24 protein-coding genes are annotated in these 22,252 nt (G+C 65.8%); 14 read left to right on the top strand and 10 right to left on the bottom strand.

Annotation, left to right across the window (positions count from 1 at the left end):
* Nucleotides 1-17 precede the first annotated feature (17 nt).
* The 6 genes from ABD301_RS25645 (at nucleotide 18) to ABD301_RS25620 (ending at nucleotide 5,787) form a co-directional block, all read left to right on the top strand.
* Nucleotides 18-872: a glycosyltransferase family 2 protein gene (locus ABD301_RS25645; RefSeq protein ID WP_344313041.1), complete on the top strand. Its 855-nt coding sequence runs from the start codon at nucleotides 18-20 to the stop codon at nucleotides 870-872.
* Between the two features lie 139 nt (nucleotides 873-1,011).
* On the top strand, nucleotides 1,012-1,698 hold the full coding sequence (locus tag ABD301_RS25640; protein ID WP_344313040.1) for a response regulator transcription factor: 687 nt from the start codon (nucleotides 1,012-1,014) through the stop codon (nucleotides 1,696-1,698).
* Nucleotides 1,695-3,059 (top strand): sensor histidine kinase, encoded by a 1,365-nt coding sequence (locus ABD301_RS25635; protein WP_344313039.1) that lies wholly within the window; start codon nucleotides 1,695-1,697, stop codon nucleotides 3,057-3,059. The genes ABD301_RS25640 and ABD301_RS25635 overlap by 4 nt, the downstream gene beginning before the upstream one ends.
* A 44-nt stretch (nucleotides 3,060-3,103) precedes the next feature.
* Entirely contained in the window at nucleotides 3,104-4,525 is a 1,422-nt protein-coding gene (locus ABD301_RS25630; protein ID WP_344313038.1) for a ferredoxin reductase family protein, read from the top strand.
* Nucleotides 4,526-4,558: 33 nt separating this feature from the next.
* Nucleotides 4,559-4,996 (top strand): FMN-binding protein, encoded by a 438-nt coding sequence (locus tag ABD301_RS25625; RefSeq protein ID WP_344313037.1) that lies wholly within the window; start codon nucleotides 4,559-4,561, stop codon nucleotides 4,994-4,996.
* Nucleotides 4,993-5,787 carry an FAD:protein FMN transferase gene (locus ABD301_RS25620; RefSeq protein WP_344313036.1) on the top strand — a complete coding sequence of 265 codons (795 nt, stop codon included), beginning with the start codon at nucleotides 4,993-4,995 and terminating at the stop codon, nucleotides 5,785-5,787. The genes ABD301_RS25625 and ABD301_RS25620 overlap by 4 nt, the downstream gene beginning before the upstream one ends.
* A gap of 120 nt (nucleotides 5,788-5,907) precedes the next feature.
* Here the strand turns inward: ABD301_RS25620 and ABD301_RS25615 are convergent, their stop codons facing one another.
* Nucleotides 5,908-7,896 (bottom strand): hypothetical protein, encoded by a 1,989-nt coding sequence (locus ABD301_RS25615; RefSeq protein ID WP_344313035.1) that lies wholly within the window; start codon nucleotides 7,894-7,896, stop codon nucleotides 5,908-5,910.
* A gap of 20 nt (nucleotides 7,897-7,916) precedes the next feature.
* Nucleotides 7,917-8,588 carry a hypothetical protein gene (locus ABD301_RS25610; RefSeq protein WP_163566840.1) on the bottom strand — a complete coding sequence of 224 codons (672 nt, stop codon included), beginning with the start codon at nucleotides 8,586-8,588 and terminating at the stop codon, nucleotides 7,917-7,919.
* Between the two features lie 175 nt (nucleotides 8,589-8,763).
* On the opposite strand from ABD301_RS25610, the gene ABD301_RS25605 reads away from it, so the two are divergent.
* Nucleotides 8,764-9,702, top strand: a complete 939-nt coding sequence (locus ABD301_RS25605; RefSeq protein ID WP_344313034.1) for a hypothetical protein — start codon at nucleotides 8,764-8,766, stop codon at nucleotides 9,700-9,702.
* Here the strand turns inward: ABD301_RS25605 and ABD301_RS25600 are convergent.
* Nucleotides 9,693-10,193, bottom strand: coding sequence for a MarR family winged helix-turn-helix transcriptional regulator (locus tag ABD301_RS25600; protein WP_163566843.1), 501 nt, complete (start codon nucleotides 10,191-10,193; stop codon nucleotides 9,693-9,695). The two genes, ABD301_RS25605 and ABD301_RS25600, sit on opposite strands and share 10 nt — an antisense overlap.
* 86 nt (nucleotides 10,194-10,279) lie before the next feature.
* Here ABD301_RS25600 and ABD301_RS25595 point away from each other — a divergent pair, with 86 nt between their 5' ends.
* The gene (locus ABD301_RS25595) at nucleotides 10,280-10,732 is read left to right on the top strand and encodes a pyridoxamine 5'-phosphate oxidase family protein (protein ID WP_163566902.1); all 453 of its coding nucleotides are present in this window, start codon (nucleotides 10,280-10,282) and stop codon (nucleotides 10,730-10,732) included.
* 4 nt (nucleotides 10,733-10,736) lie between these two features.
* Here ABD301_RS25595 and ABD301_RS25590 read toward each other — a convergent pair whose 3' ends face one another.
* The gene (locus ABD301_RS25590; protein WP_344313033.1) at nucleotides 10,737-11,111 is read right to left on the bottom strand and encodes a DUF1304 domain-containing protein; all 375 of its coding nucleotides are present in this window, start codon (nucleotides 11,109-11,111) and stop codon (nucleotides 10,737-10,739) included.
* A 111-nt stretch (nucleotides 11,112-11,222) separates the two neighbouring features.
* On the opposite strand from ABD301_RS25590, the gene ABD301_RS25585 reads away from it, so the two are divergent.
* A complete protein-coding gene (locus ABD301_RS25585; RefSeq protein WP_163566844.1) occupies nucleotides 11,223-12,293 on the top strand; it encodes an LLM class flavin-dependent oxidoreductase in 1,071 nt (356 codons plus the stop codon).
* A complete protein-coding gene (locus ABD301_RS25580) occupies nucleotides 12,290-12,865 on the top strand; it encodes an FMN reductase (RefSeq protein ID WP_344313032.1) in 576 nt (191 codons plus the stop codon). Before ABD301_RS25585 ends, ABD301_RS25580 begins: the two co-directional genes overlap by 4 nt.
* Before the next feature lie 46 nt (nucleotides 12,866-12,911).
* On the opposite strand, the gene ABD301_RS25575 is transcribed toward ABD301_RS25580, so the two are convergent.
* From ABD301_RS25575 to pdhA, 3 genes are read right to left on the bottom strand one after another with little or no spacing between them, the layout of a single operon-like run.
* The gene (locus tag ABD301_RS25575; protein WP_344313031.1) at nucleotides 12,912-14,084 is read right to left on the bottom strand and encodes a dihydrolipoamide acetyltransferase family protein; all 1,173 of its coding nucleotides are present in this window, start codon (nucleotides 14,082-14,084) and stop codon (nucleotides 12,912-12,914) included.
* Nucleotides 14,085-15,098, bottom strand: coding sequence for an alpha-ketoacid dehydrogenase subunit beta (locus tag ABD301_RS25570; protein ID WP_279579136.1), 1,014 nt, complete (start codon nucleotides 15,096-15,098; stop codon nucleotides 14,085-14,087).
* Nucleotides 15,095-16,162 (bottom strand): pyruvate dehydrogenase (acetyl-transferring) E1 component subunit alpha, encoded by a 1,068-nt coding sequence (gene pdhA, locus ABD301_RS25565; protein ID WP_344313030.1) that lies wholly within the window; start codon nucleotides 16,160-16,162, stop codon nucleotides 15,095-15,097. Before pdhA ends, ABD301_RS25570 begins: the two co-directional genes overlap by 4 nt.
* A 120-nt stretch (nucleotides 16,163-16,282) precedes the next feature.
* Between pdhA and ABD301_RS25560 the strand changes: the two genes are divergently transcribed.
* Nucleotides 16,283-16,753 carry an Lrp/AsnC family transcriptional regulator gene (locus tag ABD301_RS25560; protein WP_344313029.1) on the top strand — a complete coding sequence of 157 codons (471 nt, stop codon included), beginning with the start codon at nucleotides 16,283-16,285 and terminating at the stop codon, nucleotides 16,751-16,753.
* A gap of 111 nt (nucleotides 16,754-16,864) precedes the next feature.
* Nucleotides 16,865-17,629 (top strand): GH12 family glycosyl hydrolase domain-containing protein, encoded by a 765-nt coding sequence (locus ABD301_RS25555; protein WP_344313028.1) that lies wholly within the window; start codon nucleotides 16,865-16,867, stop codon nucleotides 17,627-17,629.
* Between the two features lies 1 nt (nucleotide 17,630).
* On the opposite strand, the gene ABD301_RS25550 is transcribed toward ABD301_RS25555, so the two are convergent.
* Complete coding sequence (locus tag ABD301_RS25550) at nucleotides 17,631-18,638, bottom strand: LacI family DNA-binding transcriptional regulator (RefSeq protein WP_344313027.1); 1,008 nt, start codon at nucleotides 18,636-18,638, stop codon at nucleotides 17,631-17,633.
* Between the two features lie 122 nt (nucleotides 18,639-18,760).
* Here ABD301_RS25550 and ABD301_RS25545 point away from each other — a divergent pair, with 122 nt between their 5' ends.
* The gene (locus tag ABD301_RS25545) at nucleotides 18,761-19,780 is read left to right on the top strand and encodes a glycoside hydrolase family 6 protein (RefSeq protein WP_279579140.1); all 1,020 of its coding nucleotides are present in this window, start codon (nucleotides 18,761-18,763) and stop codon (nucleotides 19,778-19,780) included.
* A gap of 57 nt (nucleotides 19,781-19,837) precedes the next feature.
* Here ABD301_RS25545 and ABD301_RS25540 read toward each other — a convergent pair whose 3' ends face one another.
* Nucleotides 19,838-20,395, bottom strand: coding sequence for an HdeD family acid-resistance protein (locus tag ABD301_RS25540; protein ID WP_163566848.1), 558 nt, complete (start codon nucleotides 20,393-20,395; stop codon nucleotides 19,838-19,840).
* A gap of 52 nt (nucleotides 20,396-20,447) precedes the next feature.
* Nucleotides 20,448-21,104 carry a pentapeptide repeat-containing protein gene (locus ABD301_RS25535; protein ID WP_344313026.1) on the bottom strand — a complete coding sequence of 219 codons (657 nt, stop codon included), beginning with the start codon at nucleotides 21,102-21,104 and terminating at the stop codon, nucleotides 20,448-20,450.
* A 117-nt stretch (nucleotides 21,105-21,221) separates the two neighbouring features.
* On the opposite strand from ABD301_RS25535, the gene ABD301_RS25530 reads away from it, so the two are divergent.
* Nucleotides 21,222-22,199 carry an NAD(P)H-dependent flavin oxidoreductase gene (locus ABD301_RS25530; protein WP_163566850.1) on the top strand — a complete coding sequence of 326 codons (978 nt, stop codon included), beginning with the start codon at nucleotides 21,222-21,224 and terminating at the stop codon, nucleotides 22,197-22,199.
* Nucleotides 22,200-22,252: the final 53 nt, after the last annotated feature.

The raw sequence follows: 22,252 nt of genomic DNA, 5'->3' as shown, positions 1-22,252 counted from the left end.
CCGGGTAACCAGACCTGGTGGATCCTGACTGGAAGCTGGCCGAAACCGACCGAGTGACGGTCGTCATCGCGACCCGCAACCGGCGCGCTGACCTGCTGCGATTCCTTGACAGCCTGGTAGGGCGAGTGCCGGTGGTGGTGGTCGACAACGATTCCCGCGACGGCACCGCGGCCGCTGTCCGTACCGCTTTCCCCTCGGTACGGATCGCAGTGCTTCCGCGCAACCGCGGTGCCGCCGCACGCAATGTGGGCGTCCGGCTCGCCACCACGCCGTACGTCGCCTTCGGCTACCTCGACTCCGCCTGGGCCGCCGGCACCCTCGCCCAAGCAGCCAGGATCTTCGACCGGCAACGCGCTCTCGGCCTGCTCGCCGCTCGTACGATCGGCGGCTCTGACCCGGCCGCGAGCGAGACCGCCGTCCGGTCGCTGCGTCCCGACAGCGTGCCGGTGCTCGGATTCCGCGGCCGGGCCGCGTTCGTACGCCGAGACGCCTTCCTCGCGGTGGGCGGATTTTCGTCGGTGTCGTTTTCCACCAATGAAGCGATGCTGCTGTCGTACGACCTGGCCGCGGCTGGCTGGGCGCTGGCGTACGTCGACACCGTCGTCATGCACCAACGGTCGTCCACGCGGTCCGCCCGCCGCCGGTTGGAGTTGCGGAATCTGCTGCTGATCAGCTGGATGCGCCGGCCTTTGCGGCGAGCGTGCGCCGACGCCTTCCGGCTCGCCCACTGCGCGACGGTGTCCGCGGACGCCTGCGTCGCCTTCGGGTCGGCGCTGATCCGGCTGCCCTGGGCCCTGGCCAACCGCCGTCGCCTCCCACCGCAGGTCGAAAGCGAGATCCTGCGCCTGGAACGCGAAACCGTCGCCGCCTGATAAGGGGGGCCTGGATTTTCGTCGAGTGCGGGACTTTATCCCGCACTCGACACCGGACATCCAGCCCTCCTACCGCCATTTGGGGAACGGGCGTAGGTCCCCGGGGGCGCTGGCGGAGGCGTACCGGCAGGATGGCGATATGGCGCATCACGTACTGATCGCGGACGACGACCGGGCGATCCGGGACTCGCTGGAGCGTGCGCTGGAGTTGGCCGGGTACCAAGTCAGTACGGCGGTGGATGGGGTGACCGCGCTGGCCGCCGTGAAGCATGAGCAGATCGACGTGCTGGTGCTCGATGTCGCGATGCCGGGAGTCGACGGACTGGGTGTGTGCCAGGTGCTGCGAGCGTCTGGCGACCACACGCCCGTCCTCATGCTGACCGCGCGCGTTGAGACTCCCGATCGGGTCGCCGGGTTGGACGCGGGTGCGGACGACTACCTGCCCAAGCCGTTCGAGTTGGACGAGCTGCTGGCCAGACTGCGGGCGCTGGTCCGCCGGGCGGTGCCGCCCGAGCCGGACGAGTCGGCTCGTACGATCCGGGTCGCCGACCTGGAGGTGGACCCGGCGGGCCGCCGGGTGTCGTGGGGGAGCGCGCCGATCGAGCTTTCCAAGACTGAGTTCGACCTGTTGGAGCTGCTGGTCCGTCATGCCGGCGCGGTGCTCGACCACTCCACCATCTACCAGCGGATCTGGGGTTTCGACTTCGGCCCGGAGTCCAAGAACCTGGCCGTCTACATCAGCTACCTGCGCCGCAAGCTGGACCAGGCCGGTGCGCCGCCGCTGATCCGTACCGTCCGAGGTGTCGGTTACTCGGTGCGGGCATGAGCTTGCGTACGAAGGTCGTGGTGGCCTTCGCGGCGATCGCTGGGCTGGTGGCGGCGCTGATGGGGATCCTCAGCTATCAGGCCACCGACAACGAAGTCTGGGGCCAGCTGGACCGTTCGCTCGCGGCCACCGCAGGCCAGCTGGCGGCGGGCGCGACTACGGTGGCGCTGCCCATCGGCAAGAAGAACCAGCCGGACCCGGACGGTGATCGCAGCGGCGCCGCTGACCCGATCATCGCCCAGCTCATCTCGCCTGACGGCACGGTCCACGAGGTCACCGGAAGTGCCGGCACCCTGCCGATCACGGACACTGACCGGCACCTCGCGAGTATGACGACGGGGAAGGTTGCGAAGGAGCGGACGGTCGTGGTCGGCGGCGTCCATTACCGGGTGTGCACGCTGGCCCTCGGCGCGAAGCGCGGTGCGGTGCTGGTGGCCCGTGACCTTGGCCCGACGGACCGGATCATGGCCGGGCTCGCCACCATGATCGTGCTTGCCGGCGTGCTCGTTCTGATCGCCGCCGCGGCGGTCGGCTGGTTCATCGCCTGGCGCATCACCCGCCGGCTGGTACGCCTGGCCGAGCTCGCCGAGCGGGTCAGGTCCACTGAGCGACTGGACATCGAGGTGCCAACCGGCGGCCGGGACGAGGTGGGCCGGCTCGGCGCCGCCCTGGACGCGATGCTCGGCCGGCTGGCGCGCTCGCGCGACGACCAGCAGCGGCTCGTCCAGGACGCTGGGCATGAGCTGCGTACGCCGCTGACCAGCCTGCGGACGAACGTGGCGGTCCTGCGGCAGCTCGACGACCTGACCCCGGACGCGCGCAACCGACTGATCGATGACCTGGACGGTGAGACGCGCGAGCTGACCGATCTCGTCAACGAACTGATCGACCTGGCCACTCACCGGCACGACCTGGAGAGTGCGGAGCTGGTGGCGCTTTCGGAGGTGGCCGAGGCGGCGGCCAGCCGGGTACGTCGTCGGTCCGGCCGCGAGATTCTCGTCGACGCCGACCGGACTGTGGTCCGAGGGCGCCGGCAGGCGCTGGAGCGGGCGGTGTCCAATCTCCTGGAAAACGCGGTGAAATTCGCTCCTGAAGAGCCCATCGATGTGGTGGTCAAGGACGGCCGGATCGAGGTGCGGGACCGCGGACCGGGCATGTCCGAAGAGGACGGGCAGCACGTTTTCGAGCGCTTCTACCGCGCTAGTACGGCCCGGGGCCTGCCCGGTTCTGGTCTGGGCCTCGCCATAGTGAGTCAGGTCGCGGACTCCCATGGCGGGGACGTTTTCGTGACGAGCCGCGAGGGTGGCGGCGCCGTGGTCGGCTTCTCAGTGAACTCTAAACCGGGCCACGTCGAGGACTAAGCCAAGGTGATGACTGTTGGGGGAGCCCACCGAGAGGAGCTCCCTTGCCGCCAGTCACCGCACCGCCACGGCCCGCCGTGCATGTCGCGCCGGTACGCCGGACCGGCAGCCATCGGCGGACGCCGGGCTGGTGGCGCGACGCGGTGGGATTCACCGCTTGGATGAGCCTGCTGGTGGTGGTCGCGCTGTGGGTGGCCAACCGTGGCGTACAGAATGCCGACACGCTGCCTGGCCTCGCCACTTCGCTGGGCCGGTTGGCCGGGTTGTTGTCGGCGGACCTGCTGCTCCTGCAGGTGCTGCTGATGGCCCGCATTCCGTGGGTGGAGCGGGGCTTCGGACAGGATGCGCTCGTGCGGACCCACCGCCTGGTCGGGTTCACGTCTTTTCATTTGTTGCTGGCCCACATCGTGCTGATTGTCGTCGGCTATGCGGCCGATGCGCACACTGGTTTGCCTGCCCAGGCTTGGAGTTTGGTCACCACCTATCCGGGAATGTTGTTGGCCACCGCGGCGACCGTGCTGCTGGTCATGGTGGTGGTGACCTCGGTACGAGCTGCGCGCCGGCGGCTTCGGTACGAGTCGTGGCACCTGCTGCATTTGTACGCGTACCTCGGTGTCGGTCTCGCCCTTCCACACGAAATCTGGACCGGCGCTGATTTCACCGCGTCGCCGCTGGCGGCCGGGTATTGGTGGAGTGTCTATGCGGCCGCCGCGGGTGCGGTGTTGGTCTTCCGGATTTTTTTGCCAGGATTGCGAAACCTGCGACACCGGCTGGTTGTGGACCAGGTTGTCGTTGAGGCGGACGGCGTGGTGTCGGTGTATTTGCGCGGGCGGCAGTTGGCGCGTTTGCAGGCGAGCGCCGGCCAGTTCTTCGTCTGGCGGTTCCTGGACGGACCAGGATGCAGTCGTGGCAAGCCGTACTCGCTGTCGGCCGCCCCGCGCCGGGACCGGCTCCGAATCACCGCCCGCGACCTCGGGCCAGGCAGTCGACGACTGGCCACTCTGTCGGTTGGCACCCGAGTTGTTTTCGAGGGCCCGTACGGAAGAATGACCGCCGCTGTTCGTCGTACGCGGAAAGTCACGCTGATCGCGTCCGGGATTGGGATCACGCCGTTGCGGGCGTTGCTCGAGGAAATGACATACGCGCCGGGCGAGGCCGTGCTGATCTACCGGGCGCGCGGGGAGCGAGACCTTCTTTTCCGGCCGGAGCTCGACATGCTCGCCGCACGCCGAGGCGTTCGCATTGTCTATCTCTGCGGGCACCGCATTCCGGGCCGTGACTCATGGTTGCCGGCGCAGTATGCGGGGTTTGCCGATAACAACGTTTTACGCGAGATCGTGCCGGACATCGCCGGCCACGATGTCTTCGTCTGTGGTCCGGACGGGTGGACAGCCGCGGTCGTACGAGCCGCCCGTGCCGCTGGGGTGCCGCACAGTCAGCTGCACAGCGAGCGATTTTCGTGGTGAACGGCGGATTCTCACCGAGAGAGGAGCTTGAAGATGCGTAGGATCGTGGTCGCGCTGGCCGCCACTGTTTCCGGCCTGGTGCTGCTTTTCAGCTATTACACGAGTACGAACCAGACCCGAGCCGCACCGGCCGCGACCGCGCCGCCCGCGCCAGCTGGCACGCCGGAGCCGGCTGGTTCGACCGGAACGGCTGGTGGGACGTACACCGGTTCGGTGGTCCAGACGAGATACGGTCCGGTGCAGGTCCGGATCACCGTGTCCGGTGGCCGGATCGGGGCGGCCCAGGCCGTCCAGGTCCCGACGGACAACGCGCGGGACGCCGAAATCAACGCCTCCGCGGTGCCTGTCCTCAACCAAGAGGTGGTTTCCGCGCAGAGCGCCAAAATCGATGCGGTGAGTGGCGCGACCTACACCAGTCAGGGCTATATCTCGTCGCTGCAGGCGGCCATCGACGCGGCTCACCTGTCATGAAGCGGTCGTGGGTCGAGCAGATCATGGGAATGCCGATCAGTGTTTGCGTACGCGGACCTGGTACGGCCGACGACTCGGCGATCTCGGCTGCGGTTCGGAGCGTTTTCGAGCAGTTGCGCGAGGTCGACCGACTGTTCAGCCCCTTTCGGGCGGACAGCGAGATCAGCAAAATGAACCGTCACCTGGAAACCGCCGCCGACTGCCACCCGTTGGTCGACGAAGTCCTCGACCTCTGTTACGAAGCCCGCGAGCGTACTGACGGCAGTTTCGACCCGTGGCTGCCCGGCCCGCGAGACGTGCCGGTCTTCGATCCATCCGGGCTGGTCAAGGGCTGGGCGGTGGAGCGAGCCGCGCGGGCACTCGCGGCTGTCGAAGACCATGATTACTACCTGAACGCTGGCGGTGACATCGCCCTTGGCGTCCGCCCGAAAGCCGCGGCCAGCTGGCGAATCGGTGTCGAGAATCCCTTTGACCGTACCCAGATCCTGGCCGTTCGCGAACTGCGTTCGGGCGGCATCGCCACTTCCGGGACCGCGGCTCGCGGTGCGCACATCCGAGATCCTCGTACCGGCCGTCCCGCCGGCACCTTCGCCTCCGTGACCGTCATCGGGCCGTCGTTGCTGTGGGCCGATATTTATGCGACCGCGGCCTTCGCTCGCGGCCCAGGTGCCTTGCGGTGGCTGGCGAAAAACGCCGGGGAATACGAGGCGATCACCGTCGAACGGATGACCGGCCGGGTCGCCGGGATGCACCTCGTCAGCACTTCCAGCCCGCCCGGCACAGCGCGCTGACAGCCGCCGTCGCGAGACCTGTTGTCGTTTTGTCGGTCGTCGAGCGGTGCAGGAACACCTACGTGACAATCCCTGCGGCCGCCAGCACCAAAACCACGCTGATGGCGATAACTATTCGCTTCATTTCCAGGTCGAGTTTCGTAGAATGTCCGGCAGGCTCGGATTCTGCCAATCGTCCACGATGAGGACTTGGGCGTCAGGGAGATACCAGCTGCGTTCCACGAACGAGACATTCTCGTTCGCGTCTTCCGGCCGGCCGCCCATCAGCGCGGACCGCGGCACACACTGGATCCGCCATTCCCGGTAGTCGGCCGAACGTCCACCCACCATTTCCTTGGCTGACTTCACCAGCACCGGCTGTTTGTCGCCGCCGGTGCCCAACCGTGGCATGGGCGGGCAGTTGAATCCCTGGTCCTGCGAATCCATCAGGGCCGCCGGCTGATCGAGCCGATAGGGGGCGGACGCGCCGCTGGCCGCGGTGATCCAGCTCTGGTCCAGCACCATCACCCCTGGACAGCCACCGGTCAGCTGGCCGTCCGGGCAGGGTTTGCCGGTGGTGACCCAGAAACCACCGTACTGGTGATTGTCCGGCACTACCGCGGCCCGCCAGTTAGGTGGTGCGGCGAGGCTGAGTTTTCCCACATCCAAGGGCGTAGGCGGGGCAGGTGTTTGGAACTTGGTGTCGGTGGTGTGCCACAGCGGGAATTTCGTGGTGATGGTGGCGAGAGTCTTCTTCTTTCCGAAGTCGCGAAACCGCAGGTCCAGCTCCATCTCCGCGGTCAACTCCAGCTTGAAGACCAGGGCCACTGCGGCCGAACCTGGTTCCACCGAGAACTCCGGTCCGGCGCCCACCTCGACGCTGAGGCCCAGCCACGCGGTTCCGGTCGGATCGCCGCCCTTCAGGCCAAAGGTGAGTCCCAGGTCGCCGCCCACCGATGCGCTGACCGACGTACCAGGGACTACTTGCTGGGAAATGTTCCTGGTGGCGACATCACTGACGCTGAAGAGGGGCTTGTTGTCCTTGATGCCGGCGTGGACGGTGGCATCGAAACCGAGTGTGGTCGCCGCGCTGGTGTGCACCCCCACGGACACGAACGGCGAGAGCTCGCATTTCAACGATACTGGGCCGACCCGTACCAGCTTGCCGATGACCTTGTCGCATAAGCTGTTGAGTAGGGTGAAACCCTTCGCTTTCTCAAACTTCAGCTCGCAGTTCAGTGCGGCCGCGACCTGCCCATCGAAGCTGATGTGAGGATTGAGGGTGGCGGTGAGCTTAATGGACACTTTTGGCGGCGCCAGGCCCCATTTAAAGGATCCGCCGAATTTCGGGGACAAATCGTGGATCGCGAGCGCCAACTGGGGCGCCTTCATACCTTCGGTGTCGCAGCTCCCCGCACCCTCGATGCCACCCTTCTCGCCGGTCTTCCATTTTCCGTAGCTCTCGATCGCCTTCCCGAAATCAAAGGAGAAATCAGGATGCGAAGGAGACTCGTACAGTGCTGGTACGACGCTGGTCGACGAGTCGTCGGACAGGTCGAAGTGTCCCACCGGCAGAGCCTCGGAGAGTTTCACCGGCGTGGTCTGCACAACCAGTCCCGCCGCGGTCAACGTGACGCTGACGACCCGGCGGGCCAGCGGATCTGGCGTTTGCGGGCCTTCGGCGACGATGAAAATGTGGCCAGGTACCAAAGCCGGTCGGCTGCCGGAATTCGCCGCGAAGGTGACCTTCAGGCCGTCGACCGCGATGATTCCCGGGTTGGTGTAGTCCAGCACTTTGGTGGTGTCCGGAATGATCGTCGCGTAGTCGACAGTCGTGCTGGTGGTGCGCCCGGCTGGCACGGTGACCGACTGCTGGTCGGCGTCAGCGTACGCGGTGCCCAGGCTCGTCCGCGCCGACGGGATCTGGACAACGTACGCACCGGCTGGCACCTTTCGTTCGTCCGAGCCGGTCACGGTGTATGTCACCGGCCCGCGGACGGTCACCGTCGCGCTTGCGCCGGATGGCAACCCGGTCACGCTGACCCGCAGGGTGGTCGTTGATCCCCCGATGAAGACAACAACGACGACCACGACCACCAGCAACAACGCGCTGATTCCGGCGGTCCACAAGAGAAACCTGCCTCTCGCGCTCACCCGAACAGCCACTGCAGGATGCCATCCACGATGCTGACGATAGCGTCATGGACGCCGTCCTCAATGCCGGCCTTGATCGCGTAACCGACCACCGCGATCGTGATGGCGAACGCGAGGAAAAGTGTGTTGGTCAGGCCGAAAATCCAGCCGAGGGTGCCGAGCGCCATCCCGCGGTCACCGGTCCGGCGGATCTGTCGCACGGCCACCACGCCGGTGAGGAACCCTGCCAGCGGCAGCAACAACGCCAAAGGTAGTGCCAGTACCGCTAGTGCGTTCCATGGCTTCTTCGGGACCACCACGCGATAAAGGTGTGGCACCTGATAAGGATGCGGCGCGTACGGAGAAACCTCTTCCCTGACCACAGTCTCGCTGCTGACCTGCATCGGCACGAACGTGCCATCCGGCGGCCGTACGGCCACCTGCGACTGCTGGATCGGCACGTACGTGGGCGGCTTCCGCGTCACCGTGACGGTCACCGGCAGCCGGGCCGCGATCTTGGGCGCGGTGGCGGCCACCAGAGCCCGTCCGGAGCGGAGCGAGCCGCGCAGCCGGCTCGGGCTCGCATCGACATTGACATTGACCGGCCGGTAAGCCATCCGGTTGGCTACCGCATCGGCGGTCGGCGGGAGGTATTCCGGTGGAATACTCTCGTCGATCGGGCGCTCCATGGACAAAGGCCTCCATCCCAGTACGATCGCGGACTGCACCATGAAGCCATGGCCGGCCGTGGAAGCCAACGATTTTCCGGACCAGCGTCCCGAACGCTCCGCTGTTCGGTTGCTCGAACGCAGGTCAGCGGGTTTTGCCGAGTGACACGAACCGAACGGGTGGTTAGAGACCGAAGTGAGTGACGACAAGGGCGACCGGGACATCCAGACCGAGAGCCGGCCGCCGGGCAGTGTCCGCGAGTTCCGGCTTCGGCTGCTCGCGCTGGACACCGAAAGCGGCCGACCGGCGCACCGGGAAATCGACAGCATCGGCCGCGACTACGGCTCCGCGGTCGCCAAGGCGACGCTGTCCGAGTTTCGCAACGAGCGCTCCAGTGGCCTGCCGCGGTGGGATTTCGTCCAAGCGGTGGTGGCTGGCTGCCTGGTCGCCAGCGGCTTGTCCCGGGACGAGGTGACCGTCCATCTGGACATCTGGCACACCTGGTGGAAAGACCTCGTGATCGCGTCCGGGCAGCCGCTGCGGGAGGCGCCGGCCAAGCCACCGCCACAGGTCAAGGCTGAGCCGGTGGCCGTACCAGCGCCGGTACGCCCGGGCCGCCGATGGTTGATCGCGGCCATCGCGGCGGCGGTGCTGGTGGGCTTTGGCGCTGGTGCGGTCGTGACGGGTTGGCGCCTGCCGTCGTCGGCGGATCCGTCGTTGGAGTACGGCCCCTGCGCCGAACAGATCGGCCAGAGCACTCGGGTTGGCAGCGTGGCGCTGTTGTTCGAACAGGGCCCGCCGGGCAAGCCGAACCCGGACCGGCGGATTGAGCTGCGAGTTCAGAAACATCCCGACGACGGCTGGATCGCTTGGGCGTATTTGCAGAAGTCAGCGTCGAACCTGGACCGGCTCTGGCTGGACTGGAGCTATTCGGCGAATCCGGTCGACCAGTCGCAGTGGCGCCAGTGCGGCGCGCAGCCGGTCAGCCAAGGCACGTCCACGCCGGCGCTGCTGGCTGTCGACGCGAACGGCGACGCCCGGTGGTTCCGCGCCTGCGGCCAGGCACCGGTGGAGGACCGCGCGCCCGACCACGCCGGCACCTTCTGTACGAGCTGGACGCGGCCTCAGGTCTGATCGGTCGTCTCGATGTGCGTCAGCACGCGGCGAAGCAACGTGTTGAGCTGGGTCAGGTCCGCGGCGGGCAGCGCGTCCGCGATCAGCGTCCGTCGCAGCTCGATCAACTCGCCGCTGACCTCGTGGTGCATCGCGTGCCCGCTCTCGGTCAACGCGATCTGAACGTGCACACGGTTGTCGGCGTCGACCGTACGGCGAAGGAAGCCGCCGCGCTCCAACCGGCCCAACCGGGCCGTCACGCTGCCGGCGGTGATGTGGAACGCCCGGGCCAGGTGACCGGGCGTACGCTCCGTCGGCTCGCTGTGCGCGAGCTCGAAGATCACCTGGCAGTCGCCGAGCGAGATGTCATAGCGGCCGGCCACCGTACGCATCGCTTCCTCGTACCGCCGAGAGATCTCGGCGATCCGCTTCACCGCACCTTCCAGTGCCGGGTCCGCGGTGGGATGCCCGGCCAGGTCGCGGCTCATCGACGCTTCGACGGAGTCGGTCACCGGATCTCTCCTTCGATGGCTCTTGACACGCATAGATTTTGATAGTCAAACTCTGAGGTGTTCAAAGTCTAACAGAGGAGCGGAACATGCCTGGTCCGATGAGCGAACAAGGTCGGCAGGACTTCCTGGCGGCCATCCACGTCGGCACGCTCAGTGTCGCCAGCATTGACGAGCGGCCGCCGCTGGCGGTGCCGGTTTTCTACCACTACGAGCCGGGTGGAGATCTGACCTTCTTCACCAACACGCACGGTCGGCAGTCCCGCAAGGTCGGTCTGATCGCGAAGCACGGCGTGCTCAGCCTGTCCGTACAACACGAAGAGCTGCCGTACAAGTACGTCACCGTCGAGGGCACCGTGACCGGCATCGAGCAGCCGCCAACGGCCGAGCGGATGCTGGCGATCACCCGGCGCTACATGCCTGAGGAGTTCGCGCAGAGCTTCGTCCAACAGGAACTGGCGCATCCGGGCGGAACCGTCCTTATGTACACCGTTCGGCCGGATCGGTGGCATAGTGCCGACATGTCGGAGGAGGTTGCCTGACGGGTCAGAAGAGCGACGCGATCAGGGCGATCAGCGGGAGGGTGCCCTGCATCGCGGCGGCCCGGGCCATTCGCGGCTCGCTGCCCACCAGGACGACCGCCGCGGCCAGCATGCTGCCGCAGCAGAAGAGCACCAGCGTACGACCGGGGATTTCCCCGCCGGCGTACAACATCACCAGCCCGCCAATGGTCCCGACCGCCAGGAACAGGTTGTAAAAGCCCTGGTTGAAGGCCCACGGCCGGGCGGTCTCGACCTCGTTGTCGGCGACCAGGAAGCGGGCGTGGATCGTCGGCCGGCGAAACAGCAGGCTCTCGAACGAGAAGATCACGATATGGAGCAGGCCGGCGAGCAGGGCGGCGATCTGCGCGACAAGATTCATGGCCGGCATCCTCGCAGGAAGTGACGAGGTTCCGCAGCCCGGGAACAATGGTGCCCTCGGAGTGGTTGCAAGTCTATGCACGCGCATAAACATTCGCACGAGGAGCACACGATGCAGTTCGGCATCTTCACAGTCGGCGATGTGACCACCGACCCGACCACCGGTCAGACGGTGTCGGAGCACGATCGGATCAAGGCGATGGTCACGATCGCCCGCAAGGCCGAGGAAGTCGGGCTGGACGTGTTCGCGACCGGTGAGCACCACAATCCGCCGTTCGTGCCGTCGTCGCCGACGACGATGCTGGGGTACGTAGCCGCGCAGACCAGCAAACTGATCCTGTCCACGTCGACGACCCTGATCACCACGAACGACCCGGTGAAGATCGCCGAGGATTTCGCGATGCTGCAACACCTCGCGGACGGCCGGGTCGACTTGATGATGGGCCGTGGCAACACCGGGCCGGTTTACCCCTGGTTTGGCAAGGATATTCGGCAGGGCATCGCGCTCGCAGTGGAGAATTATGCTCTGCTGCACAGGTTGTGGCATGAGGACGTGGTCGACTGGGAAGGCAAGTTTCGTACGCCCCTGCGCGGTTTCACGTCCACCCCGAGGCCGTTGAACGGCGTGCCGCCGTTTGTCTGGCACGGGTCGATCCGCAGCCCGGAAATTGCCGAGCAGGCCGCATACTATGGCGACGGCTTCTTCGCGAACCACATTTTCTGGCCGAAAGAGCATTTCATGGCGCTGGTGAACCTCTACCGGCAGCGCTTCGAGCACTATGGCCACGGCTCGGCCGACCAGGCGATCGTGGGCCTGGGCGGGCAGGCGTTCATGCGGAAGAACTCGCAGGACGCGATCAAGGAGTTCCGTCCGTACTTTGACAACGCCCCGGTTTACGGTCACGGGCCGTCGCTGGAGGAATTCATGGACGAGACGCCGCTCAGTGTCGGCAGCCCGCAGGAGGTCATTGAGAAGACGTTGACCTTCCGCGAACATTTCGGTGACTACCAACGGCAGCTGTGGTTGGTGGATCACGCTGGCCTGCCGGTGAAAACCGTCCTGAAACAGCTTGACCTCCTTGGTGAAGAGGTCGTTCCGGTGCTGCGCAAGGAAATGGCCATCAACCGGCCAGCGCACGTACCCGATGGTCCCACCCAACCTGTGTTGGAGAATTCCCGATGAACAAGAACATAGTGGTGGTCTCCGCAGGTTTGAGCGTGCCCTCTTCGACACGTTTGCTCGCCGACCGGCTGGCCGCGGCCACCCAGGACGTGGTGCCGGCCGACGTGACGGTGATCGAGCTGCGTGACCTGGCCGTGGACATCGCCAAGAACCTCGTGACGATGTTTCCCAGCCCTGCCTTGCGTACGGCGATTGATGTGGTCACCCAGGCAGATGGGCTGATCGCGGTGACACCGGTTTTCACCGCCTCGTACAGCGGTCTGTTCAAGTCCTTCTTTGATGTCATCGACAAGGAGGCGTTGGTGGGCATGCCGGTCCTGATGGGTGCGACCGGCGGGACGGAACGGCATTCGCTCGTACTGGACTACCACATGCGACCGATGTTCGCCTACTTACGAGCCGTACCGACGACGACCGCTGTTTACGCGGCCTCGGCCGATTGGGGCGCTGGCACACTTCAGCAGCGGATCGAGCGCGCCGCCGGCGAGTTCGGTGCGCTTCTGCAGGCACGTACGACGAAACCGGCGGACGATCTGGTGCCGTTCGAGGAGCTGCTGCGTCGTACGGCTTAACGCACTGCTGATGCGCCGAGATCCCGCGTTCCATGGCGGGGCGGCGTCAGAGGTGTCGGAGAATCGTGGTGGGGGATTCGACGCAGTCGGCGACGAAACGCAGGAAACCGCCGGCGGTGCCGCCGTCGCAGACACGGTGGTCGAAGGCGAGCGTCAGCTGGGTGCAGCTGCGCACGACGACCTGTTTGTCCACCGCCCACGGTCGGTCGATGATGCGGCCGACGCCGAGGATCGCCACCTCGGGGTGGTTGATGATGGCGGCCGAACCGTCGACGCCGAAAACGCCGTAGTTGTTAAGGGTGAAGGTGCCGCCGGTCAGGTCTTTGGGTGCCAGTTTTCCTTCTCTGGCCAGGGTCGTACGCTCCGCGAGGCTCATCGACAGCTGCTCAAGTGGCAGTTTTGCCGCGTCTGGCACGACGGGTACGACCAGGCCGCGGTCGGTCTGGGCGGCGAAACCGAGATTGACCGTCGGGCCCATCAGAATCTCGTCGCCCTCGATCCGCGCGTTGAGCTCGGGAAATCGGCGCAGGCCCAGCATCGCGAACTTGGAAAACAGTGCCAGAAGGCTGATTTTCGGGCCTGTCGTGTTGAGATCCTGGCGGAGCCTGAGCAACCCGGTCGCGTCCACGTCGACCCAGACGGTGGCCTCCGGGATTTCCCGCCGCGACTGGGAAAGCTTGTCCGCGATGACCTTGCGGAACCCGGTCATCGGGACGCGTACGAGTCCGGCCGGCTCGGGATGCACGGCCTGGTCCACGTCTCGGCGGGTGATGAGGCCGTTGGCGCCTGATCCGCGCACGGTGGCGAGGTCGACACCGGCCGTACGAGCGAGCCGCCGGACCAACGGAGACACCACTGGAATGGGAGCCGTTTGGGTGGTGTCGCGGCGGCGTCGACGGCTGCCCGCGGAGGTGCCGTAACCGATGAGGACGTTGCCGCTTTCGTTGTCGGCCTGGACGATACCTGGCTCGACGAAGAGATTCTCGTTCTCCTGTACGGTGATCAGCGGCCTTCCGACGGTGAGGACCTCACCCGCGGCGCCATGCAACTCGGTCACCCGGCCGGCGAAAGGCACCGGCACCTCGACGACGGCTTTGGCCGTTTCCACCTCGACGACGGCCTGGTCAATCGTGACCGTGTCGCCCACCCGTACGTGCCAGGTGACGATTTCCGCCTCGGTGAGCCCTTCACCGAGGTCCGGCAGCAGAAAGTCGGGCATTCAGCTGTCCTCCCACTGCAACCGGTCGATGGTGTCCAGGATGCGATCCACGCTGGGAAGGTGATGTTCTTCGAGATTCGGTGCCGGGTAAGGAATGTCGAAACCGGCTACTCGCAGGATCGGAGCGTGCAGATAGTGGAAGCACTGCTCAGTCAACCGTGCCGCGACTTCCGCGCCATAGCCGCAAAATCGGCTGGCTTCGTGGACGACGACGGCCCGGCCGGTACGCCGAACGGACGCCGCGACGGTCTTGTCGTCGAAAGGGGAGAGGCTGCGCAGATCGATGACCTCGACACTGCGGTCAGCCTCCTGCGCTGCCTCCAACGCGGTACCGAGGGTGCCACCGTACGTGATGAGGGTGACATCGGTGCCCGTCCGGCGAATCACCGCACCGTCCACAGTGGAGCCGGTGTGGTCGAGCGTGACGGCTTCCTTCGACCAGTAGCGGCGTTTGGGTTCCAGGAAAATCACCGGGTCTGGACAGTCGATCGCCTGCCGGAGCAGCGCGTACGCGTCGCCAGCAGTGCCCGGGGTTACCACCCGCAGGCCCGCGGTGTGCGTGTAATAGGCCTCGGACGAATCACAGTGATGCTCGACGCCACCAATGCCGCCGCCGTACGGAATGCGAATGACGATCGGCAGCGCGATCTTGCCTTTCGTCCGGTTGTGGAGCTTCGCTAGATGGCTGGTGATCTGTTCGAAAGCGGGGTAGGCGAAGGCGTCGAACTGCATCTCGATCACCGGCCGTAGGCCGTTCATGGCCATCCCGATCGCGGTGCCGACAATGCCGGCCTCGGCCAGCGGAGTGTCGAACACCCGGGCCGGCCCGAAGGTCGCTGCGAGCCCGTCGGTCACCCGGAAAACCCCGCCAAGCTTTGCTACGTCCTCGCCGAAAACAAGGACTCGGTCGTCGTCACGCAACGCGTCGGCCAAAGCGCGGTTGAGTGCGGCCTCCATGGTCACCGCGGAGGCTACTGGTGCCGCCTCGACGACCTGTTCCGCCACGATCGTCATCGCGACTCCTCAGCCAGTTCCTGCTGCTGCGCGCGCAGCTCGGGCGTCTGTTCGGCGTAGACGTACCGAAAAAGGTCAGCCGGGTCGAGTACGGCGTCCACGTTCATCCGCTGCCGCAAGGCGGCCGCCTCGGCCTCGGCCTCCGCATCGAGTGCGGCGATCCTGTCGGCATCCAGGAGGCCGCGATCGGTGAGATAGCGGGTAAGTCTGGTGAGCGGGTCACGTGCGAGCCACTGCCGCACTTCCTCCGCCGGTCGATAGCGGGTCGCGTCGTCGGCGTTGGTGTGGGCCTCTATCCGGTACGTCACCGCCTCGATCAACGTCGGCCCGTCCCCAGCGGCAGCGCGAGCGATCGCGACGGAGACGGCGCGGTAGACGGCGGCCGGATCGTTGCCATCAATGAGCATCGCGGGAACGCCATAACCGATTCCCTTGGCCGCCAACGAAGGTGCCGCGGTCTGTTGGGCGAGCGGAACGCTGATGGCATAGCCGTTGTTCTGTACGAAGAACACTACCGGCGCTTTCCAGACACCAGCGAAGTTCAGCGCCTCGTGAGTATCACCCTCGCTGGTGGCGCCGTCGCCAAGCATGACCAGCGCGACGGTGTCCTCGCCCTTGAGGGTGGCCGCGTGGCCGACACCGACGGCGTGCAGGGTGTTGGTCGCCAGCGGTGTGCATTGCGGGGCGACCAGATGCTCGTACGGGTCGTAGCCGCAGTGCCAGTCCCCGCGCAGCAGCGTCAGGACCTCGACCGGATCGACACCGCGCGCCACCACTGCCATCGAGTCCCGATAAGTGGGGAAAAGCCAGTCCTGGGGCCGCAAAGCCAGCGCGGCGCCGATCTCGCTGGCCTCTTGCCCTCGCGCGGACGGGTAGACCGCCAGCCGGCCCTGCTTCGTCAATGCCGTCGCCTGCGCGTCGAACCGGCGCGCCAGCACGATGGCTCGATGCAGCGCCACCAACACCTCGTCGCTCGGCATGCTCCATAAGGCGTCGGGAACCGGCTGGCCGTCGGCGTCGATCAGGGCCACCGGACTTTCGGTGGGGAGCAGCGATGTGGTCACCAGGCGCTCCGATCTGCGAAAAGACGAGTAGCCGCCAGTCTGGGCGTGTGAGCGCAGAACATCTAGCGTGGGCAAGCAAGCGTAGACAAATACGAACTGAGGCTCGTACGCTCTGGAATTATGGCTACCGAAGCTGACTCTTCGTCCGGTTCGGCTGGACAACCGGTCGCTCTCGACGACGTTGATCTGCGGTTGTTGGCGCAGTTGCAGGTCGAGGGGCGGCTGTCGATGCGGGCGCTGGCCGAGCGCGTACACATCTCCCGTGCCGGTTGTTATGCCCGAGTGGAACGCCTGCAGCGCGAGGGCGTGATCACCGGCTATGCGGCGATCGTCAATCCCCGCAAGCTCGGCCGGACGGTGTCCGCGCACATCCACGTGAAGATTCGCCAGCACTCCTGGAAAAACGTCCGGCAAGCACTGCGACGGGTGCCGGAGGTCGAACACGGGGCGCTGGTGTCCGGCGACAACGACCTGGTCTTGTTTGTCCGTACTCGTGACGCCGAGAGCCTGCGCGATCTGGTCTTGGAGCGACTGCAAATGATGGAGGATGTGCTTTCTACCCACACGATCCTGGTCTTCGACGAGCTCTGAACTTCGCTTTAAACGACAAATCACCGCCATAAGGGGCGAAGGCTTTTCAATCAGCTAAGCCAATGCTAGCGTGACGGCCAGTTGGGAGCGCTCCCAGAAAGGGCGGAAACCATGACGCTACGAAATCGCTTTGTCACGCTGGCGGCGCTGGTGTCGATCGGACTCGGCGCTTTATCGACTCCGGCCGTGGCAGCCACGACACTCTGTCATTCGCAGACAGCCTCGGTGGCCGGCGGCACGTACATCGTGCAGAACGACGAGTGGAACTCCTCCGCGAACGAATGCATCAGCACCAGCGGCGGCGCCGACTTCGCGGTGGTGAACTCGTCGATGAACAGCCCGACCGGTCAACCGCCCGCTGGATATCCGTCCATTTACAAGGGATGTCACTGGGGCGCCTGTACGCCGAACAGCGGTTTCCCGATCCAGGTTTCGGCACTGTCCGCTGGAAAAGTCACCACCAGTTGGAGCACTAGCCAGCCCGCCGGCAGCAACGTGTACGACGTTGCTTACGACGTTTGGTATAACCAAAGCGCTTCGACCAGTGGGCAACCAAACGGCACTGAGGTGATGATTTGGTTGGCGCACAACGGAAACGTTGGCCCGGCCGGTTCGAAGGTCGGGACAGTGACAGTTGGGGGAGTGCAGTACGACGTTTGGTACGCGCGGCAGTCGGGGTGGAATCTCGTTTCGTACGCGCGAACCAACCCGACGACCTCGGTGAACGACATCGACGTTCATGACCTGACTGCCGACTCGGTCGGGCGCGGTTACCTCCAGAACTCGTGGTGGCTGATCGACGTCGAAGCGGGTTTTGAGCTTTGGAAGGGCGGAACAGGCCTCGCCACGCATTCGTTTTCAGTGACGGTGAACTGAGCTACGTCGATTGCCGGATGACCAGCCGCGTGGGCAGGATCAGCGAGGTGGCCGGCCGTCCGGCCATCAGGCTGAGCAACATCTTGGCCATTTCCGCGCCGAGTGCCTGGACAGGCTGGTGAACAGTTGTCAGCGGCGGATGGGTGGTCAGCGCGGTGGCGCGATCGTCGAATCCGACCACGGCTACGTCCTGCGGGATCCGTCGACCGCGCTCATGGAGGACGCCGAGTGCGGCCGCCGCCATCGAGTCAGCAGCGACGAAAACCGCGTCCAGGTCCGGAAATCGGTCCAGGAGGTCGGCCATCGCACGTACGGCCGAGGCTGCGGTGAAATCGGCGTTCGCCACCCGATGCGCGGGCAGGCCCGCCGAGCCGAGCGCGTCCCGGAATCCGTGGTAGCGGGCCACTCCCACGTCCATGTCCATCGGCCCGGTGACGGTGGCGATGCGTTGGCGGCCGGTGGTGACCAGGTGCTCGACGGCTTGCCGGGCGCCACCGCGATTATCGGCGTCGACGTAGTGCGGCGGCTCTACTCCGAGCGGCTTTCCGCCGTAGACGACCGGGACGTCGGCCTGCTCCGCCAGCTCGTACAGCGGATCCTCACCATGTAAGGAAAGCAGCATTATGCCGTCCACTCGGCGTGAGCTCAGCTGACGGCGCAGTCGGTTCCGCTCCCGAACGCTGGCCCCGAGCACCAGCATCAGTTCCAGGTCGGACTCGGCCAGCACCGTGTCGATGCCGACGATCACCTCGGAGAAGAACGGATGTTCGGTGAACAGCCGCGGATTCGCGTCGGAGATCGCCAAAGCGACAGCATCATTGCGTTGCGTGACAAGGGAACGGGCCGCACGGCTCGGCACGTATTGCAGCTCTTCGATCGCCTTAAGGACTTTTTCGTGTGCGGCTGGGCTGACATGGGCTCCCCCGTTTATCACCCGCGATGCCGTACCGCGGGAGACACCGGCCAGCCGGGCCACCTCGTCGATCGTCGGTTGTCCCGCTCCGGCCACCTCTGCCCACCCTCCCGTGTCGTCACCCAACAAGCCCCCGTCGGCTCTCGACCAATGCCCAAGGCCACACTATAGTCCGTTCATGGGAGCGCTCCCAAAAAGGTCCTTCCGGAGGTGCCGTGATGGAAATCTTTCGAACTGGTCGTCCCGAAATCGGCCGGTGCGGGTTCCGCCTGGCCGCCGCAGCCGCTGTCCTTGTCGCCGCGCTCGGCGCGGCTGGATCGGCGTCCGGAGCGGAGCTGGTCGGCGCCCGGCCGCACAGCCCCATCGAGATGACGAACGGGTTCTACGTGGACCCGGAGTCCCACCCGGCTACCTGGGCTCGGGACCACGCCGACGACTCGCGGGCGCCGGCCATCGCATCGGCGATCGGCAGCAAGCCAATCGCTCGCTGGTTCGGGAACTGGAGCGGTGATATCTCCTCGGCGGTCTCCGGGTTCGTTGGCGCCGCGGCGAACGTGGATCAGCTTCCGGTTTTGGTGGCGTACAACATTCCCGGCCGCGACTGTGGGGGCAATTCCAGTGGCGGAGCCGGCAGCCCGGAGGCGTACCGGGCCTGGATTTCGACTTTTGCCGCCGCTATCGGCGATCTGCCGGCCGTGGTGGTGATCGAGCCCGATGCGCTGCCGCAGCTGGACTGCCTGCCCACGGACGGCGATCGGCAGGTGCGTACGGACATGATCAACTACGCCACCACACAGTTCCGGGACAAGTCGCCGAACACTTGGGCATACCTGGATGCGGGCAATGCCGGCTGGATGTCGGCGGATGTGATGGCCCCCCGGCTGGAGGCCGCCGGCCTCCGCAACGTCCGTGGTTTTTCTGACAATGTCTCAAATTTCTACACAACCGAGCAGTCAATAGGCTTCTCCAACGCGGTGGATGACCAATTGTCCAGCCGGTACGGCTACACCACGCCGTTTGTGATTGATGTCGGTCGCAACGGCAACGGCGCGAACGGACAGTGGTGCAACCCGGCCGGACGCAAGCTCGGCGAAGATAGCCGCACCGGAGGTGGCGCGGAAATGCTCCTGTGGGTGAAGGTGCCCGGCGATTCCGACGGTACGTGCGGCAGTGCGCCTTCGGTGCCGGCGGGCCAGTTCTCGCCGGACCTCGCGACTCATCTCATCAACGGAAACTGAGGCGCTGGCGATGACCGAACGCAGGGGGCTGGGCATTATGGATGGCGCTATTTGCGCCTAGACAACTTTCCGGGCTGCACGCAGTCGCCAGGCGAGGGCGATCAGCGCGATGCCGTAGATGACGGCGTACGCGCCGATGATGAGCGCGATGCCGTAAGCACCGGCGAGCGGTTGGACGAGGATCAAGATCCCGGCGAGCACGGACAGCGCGCCGACCACGATCACCAGCACGCTTGCCGATCCCACGACCCGGCGCATGGACAGCGCGGCGGCAATTTCCAGCACGCCGGTCACTACTGCCCAGATGCCGACCAGCGTGACGAGGACGAGGACTGTCAGGCCCGGCCAGAGCAGCGCCAGGATGCCGGCGACAATGCCCAGCGCCCCGAGCCCCACGTAACCCCAACGGGCCGTGGTCGCGCCGTGCTGGAACGCGTGCACGATCGCGCTGATGCCATCGACCAGCACGTACGCGCCGAAAAGCACCGCCAGCGTGAGAATGGAGATGGTCGGCCAGACCAGCGCGACCACTCCGAAGAGAACGGCGAGCAGGCCGCGAAGCCCCACCATTGGCCAGGCTGGGGACAGCTGTGCGACACCGCTGGTTTCGGCCATCAGGCACCTCCGGTAGGACGGATATGCCGGATTATGCACCATCTTGGAGCGACTAGCTGTCCTCAATGTTGATGCCGAGCGCGCCGGCGAGTGTGTACGTCAGCGCCACCAGGTCGGCGCCGGACACGGTGGCGCCGGCGAGGCTCGACACTCCGCCGAGATGTGCCAGCACACAGCCAGTGAGGCGGGTGCCGGTCATTTTCGCGTGCGAGAACTGCGCGCCGGTCAGGTCGCAGTTGACGAACCGGGCGCCGGTGAGATCGGCGTTCTGGAAATCCGCACGGGTGAGCACGCAGTCCTCGAAGAGGACGTTTTGGAAGGCGGTGAAACGAAAAGACGACAGGTCGGCGCGGCAGTCAGTGATCGCCACCTCGCGCAAGGCGCCGTCCACCCAGTGCAGCCCGGTCATTCGGTCGGCGGACAAGTGCACCCGATGCAGAGACGACTTGACCGTACGGAGGTTGGCCAGATCCGAGCTCTCCAGCAGGCAGTCGGTGAAAGACGCCCGCTCCAGCCGGGTGTTGCTGAGGTTGGCCGTGCGGAACCGGCACTGCTCGAATTCGGCGAGCGCGGCCGTACGCCCGGAAAGGTCGGTTTCGACGAATCCGAGCCGGCGGTAGACGGCTTCGTCGGCTAGCTCGTCAGCGGCGGGGTCCAGCGCGGCTGGTGGCTTGGGTTTCGCCGGTCGCCGAGCGGGTTTGGTGGGCACGGCGTCGACGCTAGTGGACGTACATGGTGGCAGATTCGTCACTCTCTCCTTACTTAGCGATCGCTCAGGGTACGGTGCGCTGCATTGCCGTCGGCGCGAGCGGGAGGTTGAGACACCATGCTCAGGACCAGGTTCTGCGAGGTTTTCGGGGTAGAGCATCCGATCGCCCAGGGCGGCATGCAGTGGGTGGGCCGCGCCGAGTTGGTGGCAGCGGTCGCGAACGCGGGCGCGTTGGGGTTCATCACCGCGCTCACGCAGCCCACTCCGGAGGCGCTGGCCAAGGAGATCGTCCGTTGTCGCGAGCTCACGGACAGGCCGTTCGGCGTGAACCTGACGATCCTGCCGTCGATCAACCCGCCGCCGTACGACGAGTATCGGGCCGCGATCGTGGACTCCGGCGTCAAGATCGTCGAGACTGCCGGTTTCAACCCGCAGGCGCACCTGCCTGATTTTCACCGTGCTGGCATCAAAGTTCTGCACAAGTGCACCAGCGTCCGGCACGCGGTGAAGGCCGAGTCGATCGGTGTGGACGGCGTGAGCATCGACGGTTTCGAGTGCGCCGGCCACCCAGGGGAGGACGACATTCCGGGCCTGGTGTTGATTCCGGCGGCCGCTGACAAGATCAGCATCCCGATGATCGCGTCCGGTGGGTTCGGGGACGCGCGAGGCCTGGTCGCGGCGCTCGCGCTGGGCGCGGACGGCATCAACATGGGCACCCGGTTCATGTGTACGGTCGAGTCGCCGATCCACCAGCGGGTCAAGGAACAGATCGTGGCGTCCAGCGAGCGGGACACCGAGTTGATCTTCCGTTCGCTGCGCAACACCGCGCGCGTCTCGAGTAATGCGGTGAGCCGCGATGTGGTCCGGATTCTGGACGAAGGCGGGGAATTCGCGGACGTACGCGACTTGGTCGCCGGCTCGCGGGGTCGTAAGGTTTTCGAGCTGGGTGACCCCGAACACGGCATCTGGAGCGCGGGATTGGTGCAAGGACTCATCAAGGACATCCCCACCGTCGGCGAGCTCGTCCGGCGGATCGTCACCGAGGCGGTCGAGATTATCGACGGCCGGCTGGCCGCCATGACGCTGCCTGCCTGATGGGCAACCGGATCCACCGCTCTTGGTCCTTGAGTACGGGGACTGTGGCCCTT

Origin of the sequence: Fodinicola feengrottensis, from assembly GCF_039530045.1 — a bacterium.
In the GTDB taxonomy this organism is placed as follows: domain Bacteria; phylum Actinomycetota; class Actinomycetes; order Mycobacteriales; family HKI-0501; genus Fodinicola; species Fodinicola feengrottensis.
Note: the sequence above shows the minus strand (reverse complement) of the source record. Positions and strands in the feature narration are given on the sequence as shown.